Source organism: Ruegeria sp. AB11 (genome assembly GCF_056536325.1).
The window spans coordinates 397,701-412,798 of the sequence record NZ_JBQFJO010000002.1 but is presented as its reverse complement, the minus strand read 5'-3'; the positions used below and the strand labels follow the sequence as shown (position 1 = coordinate 412,798).

General features: G+C 57.8%; 15 protein-coding genes. All 15 read right to left on the bottom strand.

The genetic code is table 11. The annotated features are described in order from the left end of the window. Positions 1 to 8: 8 nt before the first annotated feature. Positions 9 to 704, bottom strand: coding sequence for an RraA family protein (locus ACR3EJ_RS21465; RefSeq protein ID WP_170546300.1), 696 nt, complete (start codon positions 702 to 704; stop codon positions 9 to 11). Beyond that, on the bottom strand, positions 701 to 1,396 hold the full coding sequence (locus tag ACR3EJ_RS21460; RefSeq protein WP_170546303.1) for an alpha/beta fold hydrolase: 696 nt from the start codon (positions 1,394 to 1,396) through the stop codon (positions 701 to 703). The genes ACR3EJ_RS21465 and ACR3EJ_RS21460 overlap by 4 nt, the downstream gene beginning before the upstream one ends. After that, positions 1,393 to 2,517, bottom strand: coding sequence for a cobalamin-independent methionine synthase II family protein (locus tag ACR3EJ_RS21455; protein WP_170546307.1), 1,125 nt, complete (start codon positions 2,515 to 2,517; stop codon positions 1,393 to 1,395). Before ACR3EJ_RS21455 ends, ACR3EJ_RS21460 begins: the two co-directional genes overlap by 4 nt. 102 nt (positions 2,518 to 2,619) lie before the next feature. Next, entirely contained in the window at positions 2,620 to 3,582 is a 963-nt protein-coding gene (locus tag ACR3EJ_RS21450; RefSeq protein ID WP_170546310.1) for a cupin domain-containing protein, read from the bottom strand. A gap of 151 nt (positions 3,583 to 3,733) precedes the next feature. Next, positions 3,734 to 4,708 (bottom strand): nuclear transport factor 2 family protein, encoded by a 975-nt coding sequence (locus ACR3EJ_RS21445; protein ID WP_170546314.1) that lies wholly within the window; start codon positions 4,706 to 4,708, stop codon positions 3,734 to 3,736. Further along, the gene (locus tag ACR3EJ_RS21440; protein WP_170546317.1) at positions 4,705 to 5,724 is read right to left on the bottom strand and encodes a LacI family DNA-binding transcriptional regulator; all 1,020 of its coding nucleotides are present in this window, start codon (positions 5,722 to 5,724) and stop codon (positions 4,705 to 4,707) included. The genes ACR3EJ_RS21445 and ACR3EJ_RS21440 overlap by 4 nt, the downstream gene beginning before the upstream one ends. After that, the gene (locus tag ACR3EJ_RS21435) at positions 5,724 to 6,491 is read right to left on the bottom strand and encodes an SDR family NAD(P)-dependent oxidoreductase (protein WP_170546320.1); all 768 of its coding nucleotides are present in this window, start codon (positions 6,489 to 6,491) and stop codon (positions 5,724 to 5,726) included. The genes ACR3EJ_RS21440 and ACR3EJ_RS21435 overlap by 1 nt, the downstream gene beginning before the upstream one ends. A gap of 1 nt (position 6,492) precedes the next feature. Next, the gene (locus ACR3EJ_RS21430; RefSeq protein ID WP_170546323.1) at positions 6,493 to 7,545 is read right to left on the bottom strand and encodes an ester cyclase; all 1,053 of its coding nucleotides are present in this window, start codon (positions 7,543 to 7,545) and stop codon (positions 6,493 to 6,495) included. Further along, entirely contained in the window at positions 7,542 to 8,873 is a 1,332-nt protein-coding gene (hisD, locus tag ACR3EJ_RS21425) for a histidinol dehydrogenase (RefSeq protein WP_170546326.1), read from the bottom strand. The genes ACR3EJ_RS21430 and hisD overlap by 4 nt, the downstream gene beginning before the upstream one ends. A gap of 11 nt (positions 8,874 to 8,884) precedes the next feature. Then, on the bottom strand, positions 8,885 to 9,415 hold the full coding sequence (locus tag ACR3EJ_RS21420; protein ID WP_170546329.1) for an ester cyclase: 531 nt from the start codon (positions 9,413 to 9,415) through the stop codon (positions 8,885 to 8,887). Between the two features lie 132 nt (positions 9,416 to 9,547). Beyond that, positions 9,548 to 10,576 carry a nuclear transport factor 2 family protein gene (locus ACR3EJ_RS21415; RefSeq protein WP_170546332.1) on the bottom strand — a complete coding sequence of 343 codons (1,029 nt, stop codon included), beginning with the start codon at positions 10,574 to 10,576 and terminating at the stop codon, positions 9,548 to 9,550. A 178-nt stretch (positions 10,577 to 10,754) separates the two neighbouring features. After that, positions 10,755 to 11,636, bottom strand: a complete 882-nt coding sequence (locus ACR3EJ_RS21410; RefSeq protein WP_010442385.1) for a carbohydrate ABC transporter permease — start codon at positions 11,634 to 11,636, stop codon at positions 10,755 to 10,757. 1 nt (position 11,637) lies between these two features. After that, the gene (locus ACR3EJ_RS21405; protein WP_170546335.1) at positions 11,638 to 12,666 is read right to left on the bottom strand and encodes a carbohydrate ABC transporter permease; all 1,029 of its coding nucleotides are present in this window, start codon (positions 12,664 to 12,666) and stop codon (positions 11,638 to 11,640) included. A gap of 65 nt (positions 12,667 to 12,731) precedes the next feature. Then, positions 12,732 to 13,958: an ABC transporter substrate-binding protein gene (locus tag ACR3EJ_RS21400; protein ID WP_170546338.1), complete on the bottom strand. Its 1,227-nt coding sequence runs from the start codon at positions 13,956 to 13,958 to the stop codon at positions 12,732 to 12,734. 85 nt (positions 13,959 to 14,043) lie between these two features. After that, positions 14,044 to 15,093: an ABC transporter ATP-binding protein gene (locus ACR3EJ_RS21395; RefSeq protein ID WP_010442382.1), complete on the bottom strand. Its 1,050-nt coding sequence runs from the start codon at positions 15,091 to 15,093 to the stop codon at positions 14,044 to 14,046. Positions 15,094 to 15,098: the final 5 nt, after the last annotated feature.

Below are 15,098 nucleotides of genomic sequence, written 5' to 3'. Positions count from 1 at the left end.
TCGCAAGTTTATGTCCGCGAGGCTTCGAACGCCGCCCATGCTTTTTCGAAGGCGTCGAAGTCGAACCCCGATGCTCGGGCGGGATCCAGGATCAGTTTCTCGGTTTCAAGCAGCTTGATGATTGCCTGTTCAAGCTCGTCCACCACCTCGGGCGGGATCACCAGAGCGCCATGCCGGTCGGCATGCACAAGGTCACCGTCATTGATGGACAGGCCGAAGATTGTCACCGGAGTTCCAACCTCTTTCACGTGCACGAACCCGTGGCTTGGCCCGACAGACCCGGCAACCACCGGGAATCCAGCCGGCAGGTCGCCGAGGTCCCGCATCACGCCGTTGGTCAGCGCACCGCTGATGCCAAAACCCTTGTGGACAGTCGTATTGATTTCACCCCAGTACGCACCAATGCAGCCGGGATAGTCCGTGTCTTCCACAACGGTCACGGCGGGACCTGTACCCGAAGCCATGTGCCGGTAGTAGTCCATACGGCGCGCGCGGATCACGTCGGAGGCCTCGGTTGGCGGGTTTACGGCGGCAATCTTTGCGGTCCGGGCATATCCTACCATCGCACCCGCATCAGGGTCAGAGCACTGCATCGTGCCCCGAGTAAAATCATTGAAACCGCGCTTGCCCTGCGCCACTTCGATGGCGTTGCAAACAGTTGGCGTGTCGACCTTTTTCAGCAGGTCCAGCAGAGATTGGTTCATATTGCCTCCAGCCAGCGGATCAGAGCCGCCGTGGTTTGTTGCGGTTGTTCCAGAGTCGGCAAGTGGCCGGCGTTTTCGATGATTTCCAACCCGCTTTGCGGCATCATGCCGTGCATCAATTCGTGCCGTGCGACAGGGCAAAGGGTATCGTCGCGCCCACACAGAACCAGCGCTGCACCCGTGAATTCACGCAGGGTATTACTCTGATCCGGGCGATCACGCAGAGCCTTGGATTGATTGACGAAAACCTCCGACCCAAGATCCATGGCCATATCCATGCACAAATCCAGAATTTCTGCGCGGCACGGGCCGTCCGTCAGGTAGTTCGGCTTCATCTCTTCGGCCATCACCTTGCGCAAGTTGCCGCTTTCGACGGCGTCGATCTGAGGGCCGCGCCTGGCTTTTACTTCGTCCAATTCAGCAAGTGGGTTCGTGTCCATCAACGCCAGACCGGCCACACGGTCCGGAGCCTGCCGCAGGATTTCCATCGCCACGATGCCACCCATGGAGAGCCCCGCCATAGCAAAGCGCTCGGGCGCATAGGCCAGCACCTCGGCGGCCAACGCCTGCATTGTGCCCTTTCCGCCGATCGGTGCGGACAGGATCGGGTATTTGCCTGACAGAGCGTCAATCTGCGGTGTGAACAACCGCGCATCGCACATCATGCCGGGCAGAAGGATAAGCGGCGTCATTTGACCAGGGCAGCCCCTTCGGCAAGCGCGCCCAGCTTTGCATATGCGATGTCCGGATCGACCGCGCCAAAACCCGCAAAGGTGCCAAAGCCGCAATCCGATCCGGCGATCACGCGTTCGGCGCCTACAATGTTCACAAACCGCTCGGTTCGTTGGGCGATCAGCTCAGGGTGTTCGACAAAATTGGTCGTGGTGTCGACCACGCCGGGCACCAGAACCTTGTCATCCGGAATCTCATCCTTGCGGTCACGGAACACCGTCCATTCATGCGCATGGCGCGGGTTCGAGGTTTCGAACAAAACAAAGCGAGATTTGGTGGACATCAACGTTTTGAACACCTTGTCCATGGCGATGTCACAGCAATGCGGGCCCTCATAATTGCCCCAGCAGATATGGACGCGCACTTTTTCGGATGGGACGTTTTGCAGCGCGTGGTTCAACGCCTCAACGTGCATGTCTGCAATTTTCACGAATTCATCGTCGGACAGATCGGTGAACAGCATATGGCGCGACAGGGCGAGATCCGGGCAATCCAGCTGCAAATCCAGACCCGCACCAACGATGGTTTCATATTCTTCTTTCATCGCATCGGCCAGCGCGGCCAGATAGGCCTCGCGCGTTGGGTAGAAATCATTTTGCAGAAACAGGGAAATCACCCCGGGGCTAGCGGCGTTCATAAAACCGCGCTCGACCGTGTGTTTGGCCATCGCAGCCTTGAGATTGTCTATGTCTTTCTGCAGCTCACCCTGCCCTTTCGAGCGCACCTCACCCACACACATGGGCCGCGCATATTGCGGCGTTCCGCCGTCATCGGCCAATCGTTGCAGAAAGCCCGGAAACATTTTGAGGTCCGCCGGCGCGTTGCGTGGGCTGTCCCCATCAAAGCCGGTATAGCGATCCTTCACATAAGTGGCATAAGAGATTTTTGAGGTCTCACCATCCGAGACAATATCAACCCCGGCCTCGGCTTGTTTGCGCACCGTCCCGGACACCGCAGCGGTCATGCAGGCATCGAACGCGGCCTGATCGAACGGTTCCTCCCGCTCGCGCGCGAAGATGAAGTCAACGACCTCCTGACTGCGCGGCAGGCTTCCCACATGGGTGGTTGAAATGCGGGTCATGTCTTCATCTCCCTCCAAATCTTGTTCCTGCGCCGGGCTGGAATCCCGGTGCAGGATGTGCTGAGCATGCCGCGATTGAAATCGGGACACGCAATTTTGGCGTCATGCACCTGTCCAGGTCGCTCCAGCCGGATCGTCGGTGGCAGTGATACGATACAGACCCGTTTCGCCGGTCATCGACGGCTCGGCGCTGTAGCTTTCGCCAGGCAGAACCAGTGCGGTATCGCCGTTGGACAGGGTTACTTCGACCTCATTGATCCTGATACGCCAATGGCCGCTGGCCGGCATCAGAACCACAGGCTTGTCCGCCTTGACCTTATCAGCAACGGCCGAACCGCGTGTCAGGAAATCGACCTCGAAACCGGGCTTGTCCTTGATCAGGCCATTCTCACCGATCACCATTGTCGGCTTGTCCACCGACAGCGCCATCAGATCCCAGTAGCGGGCGACATATTTTCCGATCACCGCATCAACGGGAACCTCGGGATACGCTTTCAGCTCTTCCTCGGTCAGCAACGGCATGGGCTGCACGTTGTGCGGCAATTCCTCGCCCTTTTTGCTGTCATAGAGTACGCCGTTATTACCCAGAACCAGGCCATGGGCCTGCGCGTCCTGAATGACTTGCGGAGCCCAGGTCACACCGCCACCAGCGTCGTCGCCGCCCAGCATCGACATGATCATGCCGTAGTCCTGGCCTACATTCTCGAACCCGCGGAAGATGCCGGTCGGGATGTTGAAGATGTCACCTTCTTCGGCGATGAACTCACCTGCAGTGCCGTAACGACCCCAGAAGAACCGCCAGCGGCCCTTGGCGACAAAGAAGACCTCGGCGGTGGTGTGACTATGCAGTGAATTGCGGCATTTAGGCGGTTGCCCCGCTGCGCCGATGTTGAACCCGATCTTGTCGGTGATGTGGACGTGCTGATCGGGGCTTTCGCTAACCCCGCCACCAATAATGGTAAAGTTCTCCTTCTGGTCAGACCCCGGTGTGTGCGCGTCGATGAACGCGGTTTTACAAGGCTTCAGTTCGCCATAACGGACGATGCGGCTTTCGATGGTACTCATATCTTTTCTCCTTTTGATTTGGGTTTGATCGGATCAAACCAAACCTCCCGGCGGACGATTGTTCAGCCGCCGGGCACGCAGGCTGGCGCGGTGGGCGTGGAACCGCCGCAACACCTGCCCGGCATCCAGATTTGAGATACGGAGCGACATTCTAGAGATCGCCGGTTTTCAGCAGAATCTGTTTCCAGATCGAGGTTTCGTCAAACAGGGTGTATTCCTTACGCAGACCCCAGGGGCCGAACTCGGCCTGACTGATGCCCAGCACAAAGACCTCGGTCGCGGTCGGCACGCCGAAAACGCCCCAGCCGTCATGCTTGCCGCGCAGCGTCCAGCGGATCGCCGCGCGCGGTGGCATCATCGGATCGTCGCGACCAATTTGGTGATGGATTTTGAATTCTGCATTCGGGAAAGACGCGCGCAGCCCCATCCAGAACCGATCCACCGGCCCCCAGCTATGCCCTGTGGTGCCACCGGGATATTCCGAGAGGACGGCGCGGTCATACTCTTCCTCGATCACACCCATATCGGCATTCATGATCCGGGTCAGAATGTCGGCATATTTTTGGCCCCATTCGTTGTCGTTGCCATGGCCTTTATAAGGGCCAGGCTGATCGTTTGCGGGCGTGTAAGGCTGAATACAGGCGTCATGTCCGCCCTCGCGGGCGATCAGGTCGCGGGCGTATTCCTTGGGATCCCAGCCCATCTGTTGGACAATCGCGCTTTGGTCGCGGATCAGCCATTCGTCGTTGATCTGGTTATTGATTGCGTGGCAATCGGCGAGGATGCGATAAACCAGCTTTTTGCCGGTCGCCTTGCCATAAACGCCGTCGCCCAAATGCGTTGCCGTGGACAGCAGGCGGTGCGACGACAGCATGCCCTCTTCCGGTGTGCCCGACCAGATCACATCCTCGCCAAGCAATGTACGATCCGGAAACTCGGCAAGGGTTGCCATCGTGGCGGCGATAACTCCCTGATTGCCAACCACAACCGAACCGGGCGAACGCACAACGATATCCGGCGCATAATAATGGTGCAAAGTGGCAATTCCACGATCTTCCCATATCTCTTTAGTAATCCCGATAATATAGTCGGGAAAGTCTTTGAATTTGGGATCAAATCCCTTCATGTTTGCCATCCTTCAGGAATGCGGGCCGAGCCGCGAATGATCAGTGGTCCGTCGATCTCAAGCTGCTTGGGCTCTATCTGCGGGTCGTCGATTTTACTGAGCAGAATGTCCACCGTTTCCGCCACCATGCGGTTGGCGGGCTGTCGGACTGTTGTCAGGTCATAGCTGGGCCAGGCCGCAACGGCGACATCATCATACCCCACCACCGAAACGTCTTCGGGGATATTCAGGCCCAACTCGAACCGGAGCGTGTCCATCACCGCAATCGCCATATGATCGTTGGCGACGAAGACAGCATCAGGCGGGTCCGAGGCAAACATCCTGCGGGTTGCGCCCCGAGCGTCTTCCGCCCCAAAGTTGCCAACTTCGCGGCTATGTAGCGTCGCGCCCGCTTGGTGCAGGGCCGCGACAAAACCGGCCTCGCGGTCCCGCTGGGTCGACGCGCCTTCCCAACCGGCGACATAGCTGATTTTCTTGTGCCCTGCGGCCAGCAGGAATTCGGCGACCTTACGTCCTCCGGCCTGGTTATCCGATGTAACCGATGACATCGTGGGATCATCCTGCCCACGATTGAACAGAACCATGGGCACCCCGGCCGCCCGGCAGCGATCAGACAGATCGGATGACAGCGCGACCGAAGCAGCAACGATCCCATCGACCTGAAAATCCAGGATTTCGCCAACAATCTTATCGATGTTCTGGGCCGAATTAGAAGCCATGAATATCAGCACATGATACCCGCGCTCCTGTAAGGCGTTCGACAGTTTTTCCAGCGCTTCTGGATAGAACTGATTGTTCAGGTATGCCACGACCAGACCGATGATGCCGCTTTTGCCCGAGACCATGGCTCGGGCAAGCACGTTGGGCCGATATCCCAATGCCTCTGCCGCTTTGCGTACCTTAGCAACCGTCTTGGGCGAAGCCGAAGCGCCCGGCGTAAACACCCGGCTGACTGCGGATTGGCTGACCCCAGCCATCCGGGCAACGTCCATGGATGTAACTTTGTGCACCGCCATCAGTCTGCCGTCCAACCTCCGTCGATCAAAATTGCTGTGCCGGTCACCAACGCTGACGCATCCGAGGCCAAATAGACCACAGCCCCCATGATATCCTCAATCTCACCCGGTCGGCCAAGTTTGATCTTGTCCAGGATCCAGGCGCGTTTGTCTGGATCGTCGAAGGTGGATTTGGTCAACTCGGTCAGGATGAAGGTGGGGCAGATCGTGTTGACGCGGATCTTTGCGGGTCCGAACTCCAACGCCATCGCCTTGGTGAACCCTTCGACCGCGAATTTCGACGCACAATAGACAGCGCGCTCGCGACCGCCCACATGGCCCATCTGGCTGGAGATATTGATCAGCGAACCGGGGCGTCCAGCGTCAAGCAGGCCTTTGGCAACAGCTTGCGTCAGGAAATAGGCGCCCCGGACATTCACCCCCATCACGGCATCGAAATCATCCGATCGCGTGTCCACAGCCTTACCGTGCCGGGCCAGACCTGCCGAATTCAGCAATACATCAAACGGTCCGTTCTGCGCCACAGCCTCGGCCGTTGCCGCCACGTCCGAGACATCCAGTTCAAGCACATGGGCAGCCCAGCCACGGGCGCTCATTTCCTCGGCGATATCGCGCAGCGCATCTGCGCGGCGCGCAGCCAGTGTGACCTCGGCACCATGTTCGGCCAGCGCAACCGCGCAGGCCATGCCGATGCCCGAGGAAGCTCCGGCGACAAGTGCGCGCTTGCCGCTGAGGCTGAAACTGGGGGTGCTGGGGAATTGGGGCATATCAGACCTCGCCGACCGGGAACGGAATTTTGCCCGGAACGCGTGCCTTATTAAACTCGCGCAGGCGGGCAAAGACATCTACGCCCAGTTGGCGGTAGGCGTCCAGCAGATCGACCATGACCCAGTTCTCGCGGATCAGACCATCTTCGAGCCGCCAGAAATCGAGGCTGCGCATGGTAATCCGCTTGCTGGACGGCGCGATACCCATCCAGCCATCATGCGTGACGGTCTGGATCATGTCGGGCCAGCCGGTAACAGCGGCATAGTCGCCGTCACCGAAGAAGTGATAGGTGATATCCTCAACATACTGGCCACGATCGGGCATGCCGTTCAGGAACGGAATCTGGTGCCAGTTGCGGAAACCCGCGATACCGCGACCCGTGCCGATCCCTGCAGGACCGTACCAGTTCATGCGCGGATGCCAGAACTTCTCCATCTCCATCACTTCAGGGCCGCCCTGGCTGGGGTGTTTCTCAAGGTGTTCGAGCATTGAGACAATGTGAGTGCACGAGGCCTGCGACATCACCTCATCCCACGGTCCGGGCACGATGCCGTCCAGCGTTGCCGGGCCGGGAATGCAAAATTCCAGCCCCAGCGACGGGGCCATGGGCCAGGCCTTGGCCTGCATCATCACCTCGGGGAGGTCCCACAGAGTCTGGATCTCGACAACCTTGCCATCAGCGATGCGGTAGAATTCGTGGAATCGCATATGGGTCAGGTGCCCGGTTGGCGGGATATCCAACCACGGGGCGACGAAAGTGCCAATGTAATGCCCGCCACAACCGACCCAATCATCGCCATATTCCGTTGGCCCGCCCATCACGATCCAGTCCCGGCGTTCCAGATCGGGCATGGATGTCAGCAACGGCGCATAGCAGGTGTCGTAGAGCTCCTGCGGACCGATCAGATCACCGAAAGGATGCGGCATATGCACGACCGCGCCCGGTGCGATCAGCGTATCCAGCGCGGCGCGCACCCCTGCTTCGTCAAAACCGTACATTGCCGCCCGCAACGGGGCAATCAGCGCCTTGTTCGCTGAATGGACGTCGGTCATTCCGCAGCCTCTCGGTAAGGGGCGCCCTCACCGTAAGGAACGTTGATCCCACCATAGCGGCGGACGCGGATATTGCATTGCTCGGCATGGCCGACAAAGCCTTCCAGCATGCACAGGCGCGAGCCGTATTCGCCAATCAGCGTCGCAGCCTCGTCGGTGACGACCTTCTGGTAGCTGTGGGTTTTCATGAACTTACCCACCCAGAGACCGCCTGTATAGCGACCGGCCTTCTTGGTCGGCAGGGTGTGGTTTGTCCCAATCACCTTATCGCCGTTTGCCACATTTGTGCGTGGCCCAAGGAACAACGCGCCGTAGCAGGTCATGTTTTCCAAGAACCAATCGTCGCGGTTGGTCATGACCTGAACGTGCTCGGATGCGATATCATCAGCGACCTGCAGCATCTCGTCATAGCTGTCGCAGACGATCACCTCGCCATACTCGTCCCACGACACTTTCGCGGTGCCCGCGGTCGGAAGAATGCCCAGTAGGCGGTCGACTTCCGACAAAGTTTCCGCAGCCAGTTTGTGCGAGTTGGTCAGCAGAACGCAGGGGCTGTTATAGCCATGTTCTGCCTGACCCAGCAGATCGGTTGCGCAAAGCTCGGCATCGGCTGCGGTTTCATCGGCGATCACCATGGTCTCGGTCGGGCCAGCGAAGAGATCAATGCCGACGCGGCCAAACAACTGGCGCTTGGCTTCGGCCACAAAGGCGTTACCGGGGCCAACCAGCATGTGAACCGGATCGATGGTTTCGGTCCCGATTGCCATGGCGCCGATGGCTTGGATACCCCCCATGACATAGATCTCATGCGCGCCGCCCAGATGCATGGCCGCGATCACCGCAGCGTTTGGTTTGCCCTGAAACGGCGGCGTGCAAGCGATGATCCGGGGTACGCCGGCGACCTTCGCTGTTGCAACCGACATATGCGCCGAAGCCACCATCGGGAACTTGCCGCCGGGCACATAGCAACCCACGGACTGCACGGGGATGTTCTTGTGGCCCAGTATCACGCCAGGCTGCGTTTCAACCTCGATATCCAGCATCGAGTCGCGCTGCGCCTGCGCAAAGTTCGTCACCTGTGCCTGCGCAAACCTGATGTCCGCCAGTTCGCGTTCGGTCAGCGACGCGATCAGGTCGTCGATCTGCTGCTGGCTCAGGCGGAAACTCTCAGGCGAATAGTCGTCGAATTTCTCCGATAACTCGCGCACTGCCGCGTCACCGCGAGTTTCGATATCTTTCAGCGTCGCCTCGACGACAGCGCGTGTTTTGGCGTCATCTTCGGCCCGGTCGGCTTCGGGTTTGCCGCGTTTAAGATATTCAATTGCCATTGTCCTAATCCTCAATTGTCGGGCCGGGGCGGAGTTTTCTCTCCCCGGTCGAATGTTTCCCAGCCTTCGCCATTGAACAGATCAACGCCAAGCTGCGCGGCGACGTGGGCGAAATCGACATTCACCCAGTTGTCGACGATCTTACCGTCGACGACTTTCCAGAAATCCATGTAGCGGATCTCGACCCGCTTGCCGGTCGGGGCGATGCCCAGAAACTCCCCCGAATGGGTCGCTTCCTGACGGCCAAAGGCCGCAGCCCATTCGCCCATGTAGAGGCGCGCTTCGTCGATGCAGGTCTTATCCGAAAAGGCGGCCTGAAACGGGCGCTGCCAGTTTTCCTGAAACTCCTGCAACCCGGTCTTGGTGCCGCAGCCCTGATTGCCCATCCAACGAAAGCCTTGCGCGAAAAACTCACCGATATCGTCAATGCGGTGGTCGTTCAGACCATCCACCATCGCCTCGATCACGGCGCGGGTCTGATCGGTTTTGCTCATGTCCGTGTCGCGTGTCAGCACGGCCTGTTCTGGGCGGGAGCCCTTCATGTGTCTCTTCCTTTTATGGTTACCAAGGGGATTTCTATGTGGACGGGGAGGATCAATCAGCTGTTAGAAAATCCCTTGGCATCCGGTTGAGCGCCGGATGGCGCGCAACGGCATTGTGTCTGGCTGAACAGCTCATGCGGCTTGCTCAGCGATTTCGGCAAACAGGTCGTATCCCAGCTGCAACAGCACATGCGGGATGTCGAGCATGCACCAATTCTCGATGATCTTCCCGTCCGCGCAACGCCACCAGTCGCAGTCGCGCATGAAGACGCGTTTGCCAGTAGGCTCCAGCCCCAGAAAGGGTTTCACCTGCACGCCGGTGATCTGCGGCCAGCCGCACAGGAAGGCATAATCCCCATCGCCCGCCTTGCAGTTGGATCCAACACCGGTGATGCCTTCGCGCTGGCCATCGCCCCAGCCTTCGAAAGTATCCTCGAAGGGGGATTGGAATTTTGCAAAGGCGTCGACTGTGGCATAGGATCCCAGCCCGCCGGGGCCGTACCAGACCATACGCTCGTCCCAGTAGGGGCGCCAGTTCTGATCCTTGGTGGTCAGCTGTTTCAGCATGTCTTCGACCAGATCGGCGGTGAAGCGCGATTGTTCCTGGTCCGAGGGGCCGATGACATTGCCGTCATGGGTTGCGGGACCGGGAACGGTGCCCTCATAGCCCTGCAACTCCAGCGGCCAGAGGCCGAGCGCAATGATCAGCTCTGCAAAGCCGAGGAAGACGTAAGTTTCGACAATCTTTTCACCTTTCATCCGGTGAAATTCACCGTAGCGCAGAAAGGCCAGCTTGCCGCTGGGCGGGATACCGCAGAAGGGCCGAGTGAACTGGCCGTGGAAATAGCCGGTCGAGGTGACCCATTCGGTACCAAGGTATTCACCACCGGTCACGACGTAATCCTGACGGGTGCAGCCTTCAAAGGCCTCTGCAATGGGCGCGATAATATCGCGCATGTAACCATCACCGCTGCGGGCGGTATTGATCGGGTGGCTGGCTTCGATCCTGGCGTCTGGCGAAAAGATCGCCACTGCGGCTAGTTCGGTGGCGGGGCCGACACCCTGGTTGAAGCTGTTTAGAAACTGGCGGTAAAGCCGCTTGTTATCAAACGTGGTTTCGGTGGCGATACCCATGGCAGGGCGGTTTGCGCGGGCGTTCATGGCGCTGTCCTTATCAAACGGATTCCAATTTGCTTTGATGCTGAGCGAGCAGGAGGCCCAGCACGCATCAAAGCAAAGGGAATTCGCCCCGGCCTCCGGGTCCGGCAAGCAGCCATGTTAAGGCGGGCTGTGTGCGCATGTGCAGATACCGACTGAGGATGTGTGCGTCCCATTCGTGTCAGCCTTTCACGGCCCCGGCGGTTAGGCCGCCCACTATCTGACGCTGAAAGAACATCACCAGAATAAACAGTGGTACGGTGGCCGAAACCACGGCTGCAACGGCGAACATCACATTGCCCTCGGTTTGCGTTGTGCCAAGGAACGCGGCAATGGCAGGCACCATCGTGCGGTTGCTTTCGGACAACAGCATCGCGCCCACAGCAAAGTCGTTATAGGCCAGCAGGAATGAGAACAGCCCTGTGGTGATCACGCCCGGCCACATCACCGGAATGATCACACGGCGGAAGGCCTGAAACTGGTTGCAGCCATCGACCTTGGCGCTTTCGTCCAATTCGCTTGGGATGTTCTTGAAGAAGGAATGCAGCATCCACAGGGTAAAGGGCTGATTGATCGCCACAAGCACGATGATGGTGGTTGGGAGGATTCCCCAGATGTTCCATTCAAAGAAGGGCAACAGATATCCTGAGACCAGCGCAATCGGTGGCATCGCGCGGAATATCAACGCCGTGATCAACAGCCAGAACGTGTAATTATAGGTTGACCGTGAAAGCGCGTAGCCTCCCAGCGTTCCTATGGTCAATGAAATAGTGACCACGAAGAAACACACGATTCCGGTATTGAGAACATTGCGCCAGAATTCTTCCTGTATCCATGCGCCCTCATAGCCAGTGGTGGTGAATGGCGACCCATAGACTGCTTCGGTTCGGGCACCGGTCAACGCATTGGTCCAGTCAGCGATAGAGAAGAAATCCAACTCGACTTTGAACGAGCCCCATACTGTCCAGAAGAATGGGAAAGCAGCCAGGAAGAACCAAAGAAGCACGAACAAGGACGAGGCAATCCGAAGGCTTTTGGGCATTCTTTGTGCGCGACTGGCCATGTTATCTTGCTCCTTTGAAGTCACGCCATGTGCGGACAAGCACGGGCGACAGAAGAATGGCGACCCCGATAATTGTCATCACAGAGGTTGCGGCAGCGGATGAAAGTTGACGGGTTTCACCACTCATGTCGTTCAAAATGAAGGTGCTGAGAGATTGTGCATGTGCTCCGGCGCTGAACCCGATGATCGGCTCAAGCACTTTGAAATTGTCCATCAGCTGGATCAGCGCAACAAATGTCACAAGTGGCATGAGATGCGGGACGACCACAAACTTGACTTGTTGCCAGCGCGTTGCGCCGTCGATCTGCGCCGCCTCAATCTGGTCCTGAGGCAGCGTTTGTAGCCCGGCATAGAACACGACGAAGGCAAACGGGGCCGAGCTCCAGACGCCGTAAACCATCAAGGCAACCCACATCAGCCCGGTTGAGGCCTTAAGGCTGAAATTCGGATCTCCGGCCATGTATACAAGAGCATTGCCAATGACACCGCGGCTGTCGATCATCCAGAACAGGATAAGAGACCCGATAAGCGGGGTGACGATCATGGGCAGAAGCGAAAAGAAGATCATCAGACCTTTGAGGTGCCGGTGCAGTGAGTTAACTGCCAGAGCGATTACCAGCCCCAAGAGGATTGTGAGAGGCGTCACAATGAAAGTGAAGGTAAGCGTGAACGCCATTGCCCGGTAAAAAGGCAGATTTCCCAGTTCCGAGAAGAACCCGTCCCACGTCTCGTTGGACGCCCACATCTGGCTGATTTCCTGGATCGCCAGGTGGCCACGGTCAAAGTAGATGCCCAATCCGACAAACCGGCCCAAGGGTTGCTCGGCGCGCAATACGGCTGTCGCTTCCTGGTCGATAGTCGTCTCTGTAGTACACCCAATCAGGGGGGTACAATTCTCAACTTCCAAAAGTACCGCTGGGTGAGGTGCGAAGATCGATTGTGTCACGACCGATACGATTGGCATGGCGATGAACAGCAACATCGCAAGTCCTGTGGGCAGGAAGAACCAAAGGAATGTCTTATGGCGCATGTTGCAATCCTCGCGTCAGTGAGTTTGCGCGGGCGGATATCGAAGACGCCCGCGCAATGGGCTTGTTATTGCAAATAGCCTTGCTCGATGGCGGCGGCGCGATAGGCGGCCTCGACATCGGCAAGTGCCTGTTCAGCGCTTTCCTTGCCTTGCATGAAGTCCGCAAGTTCGTTGCCAAGCGCGCTGTGCATCAGACCCATGTAGGGCAGCATCGGATAGGCGGGTGTGCCCATTTTGGCTGCGGCAAAAACGCCTTCGGCATCTGCAGCGGGCTCGTAGCCTTCGATCAGCCAAACCGCTAACGGCGTGGTCTCATCGTTCAACATGTCCGGGCGGATACCGTGTTTCATGGCGATGAATGTGGCCTCGGCCTCTTCATCCGAGATGTTTTTTCCGACAGTCCAGCCGTCCCACCACAGGGTCGATGCCGGGGTATCCCCGCCACCAACTGTAAGCGGTGCGCCAATTGCGTGGCCGTCGATCACCTCTTGCAACACGCCCTCGGTGGTGGTCTGCTGTGACGCACGCGACCCCCACATATTCATAATTGCAACGTTACCCGCGCGGTATTCAGCGTTGGTTGCGTTCGAGTCATGGGTCAGGAAGTCGGGATTCATGTATTCCGACAACGCTTTCATCATGTTCAGCGCGTTTACGCCGGCTTCAGAATTAACGTTGGGTTCGGCCGTGCCGGGCTTGAAGTGCTGGCCACCATAGCCAAGGAACATATTGTTGAATTCTTGTGCCAGATTCCAACCCGATGCGTAGGCGCCGCCCACCGGATTTTGCATGATCCCCTGCTCGCGTATAGCGCTGGCCACTTCAAGCAGTTCCTCATACGTGGTTGGCACTTCAACACCAGCCTGCTCCAGAACATCCTTGCGGTACATCAGGTGCTGCGCATTGGCCATGAACGCGATGGCCATGATATTGTCGCCAATTTTGATCAGCTGCCCCGGCTGCAGGTCCTGACCATATTGTTCCACAAGATCGTTTAGCGGGCGAATGACGTCTTCGTTCATCAGCGCCACTATCGAGCTGTTGGCGATGATGGCACTTGTATACTCAGACGGATTTCCGGACAAACCAGCCACGTTGATCGTTTGGTGCTCCGATGTCAGGTTAGATTCTACTGACGCCCCGGTGCATTCCTTGGCACCGGCCGCGACGGCCTGAATGGCCGCAAATTCGTTGCCAACAATATTGACCCGACTGTCGATTTCACATGCATATCCTGCGCTCGCGGCAAAGGCGGACATCGAGCCAGCCAATGCGATTCTCTTTAGAAACATAAGTATTCCTCCCTGGATGTTTGGGTGCATCTTCGAAGTCTGCACCCTTGTTTGAACCCGTTGTGACGGGTACGGATTTTAACGTTTAGCCATTCAAGCGTGCGCCTGTTTGCGCATCAAACAAGTGGCAGTGATCGGTGTGGATATGGATCGAAACCTGATCATCGATCTCGGCCCGATAGGTTTTGTCGGCCTTAACTGAGACAAGTGCTCCGCCAATCCGAACCGAGACCATCGTGCTGTCGCCCAATAGCTCTTGCGTGTAGATCGGAGCGTTGATCTCGCCACCGCTTTCCACAACATTGGCGTCCTCGGCGCGAAATCCCAGCGTGATGGGACCGTCCGGTGCGTTCAGCCCCTGCACTTCGGTGTTTCGAGCGCGGAACACACCACCTTTGACATCGCCATCAACAAGGTTCATCGCCGGGTTGCCAATAAAACTCGCCACAAATGTGTTTGCGGGCTCATCGTAAATGTCGGTCGGAGAACCAACCTGCTGCACCACACCTTGTTTCATGATCACCACGCGATCGGCCAACGTCATCGCCTCGATTTGGTCATGGGTCACGTAAATGGTTGTCACCGCCAGTTCGTGGCTAAGGTTCTTGATCTGGGCGCGGGTAGAAACGCGCAGTTTTGCATCAAGATTGGACAGTGGCTCGTCCATCAAAAACACGTTGGGTTCACGAACAATGGCACGCGCCAGCGCGACCCGCTGACGCTGCCCACCCGACAGCTCTGCCGGTTTACGATGCAAGAAGTCATCCAGTTCGACCATCGCCGACGCACGACGCACTTTTTCGTCATGTGTTGCGGGATCAATGCCGCGAACCTTCAGTGGGAACCTTATATTCTCGTAAACGTTCATGTTCGGATACAGGGCGTAGGACTGGAACACCATTGCGACGTCCCGGTCCTTGGGCTCCATGTCGTTGACACGCGCGCCATCGATCAGAATGTCACCCTCACTTGCGTCTTCCAGGCCCGCGATCATGCGCATGGTCGTGGTCTTACCACATCCTGATGGACCAAGGAGCACCAGAAACTCCTTGTCGGCGATAGTGAGGTCAAAATTGTCTACGCCGACAAATGAGCCCCAACGCTTACCGACGTTCCGAAGTTGAATTTCGGCCATTCCAC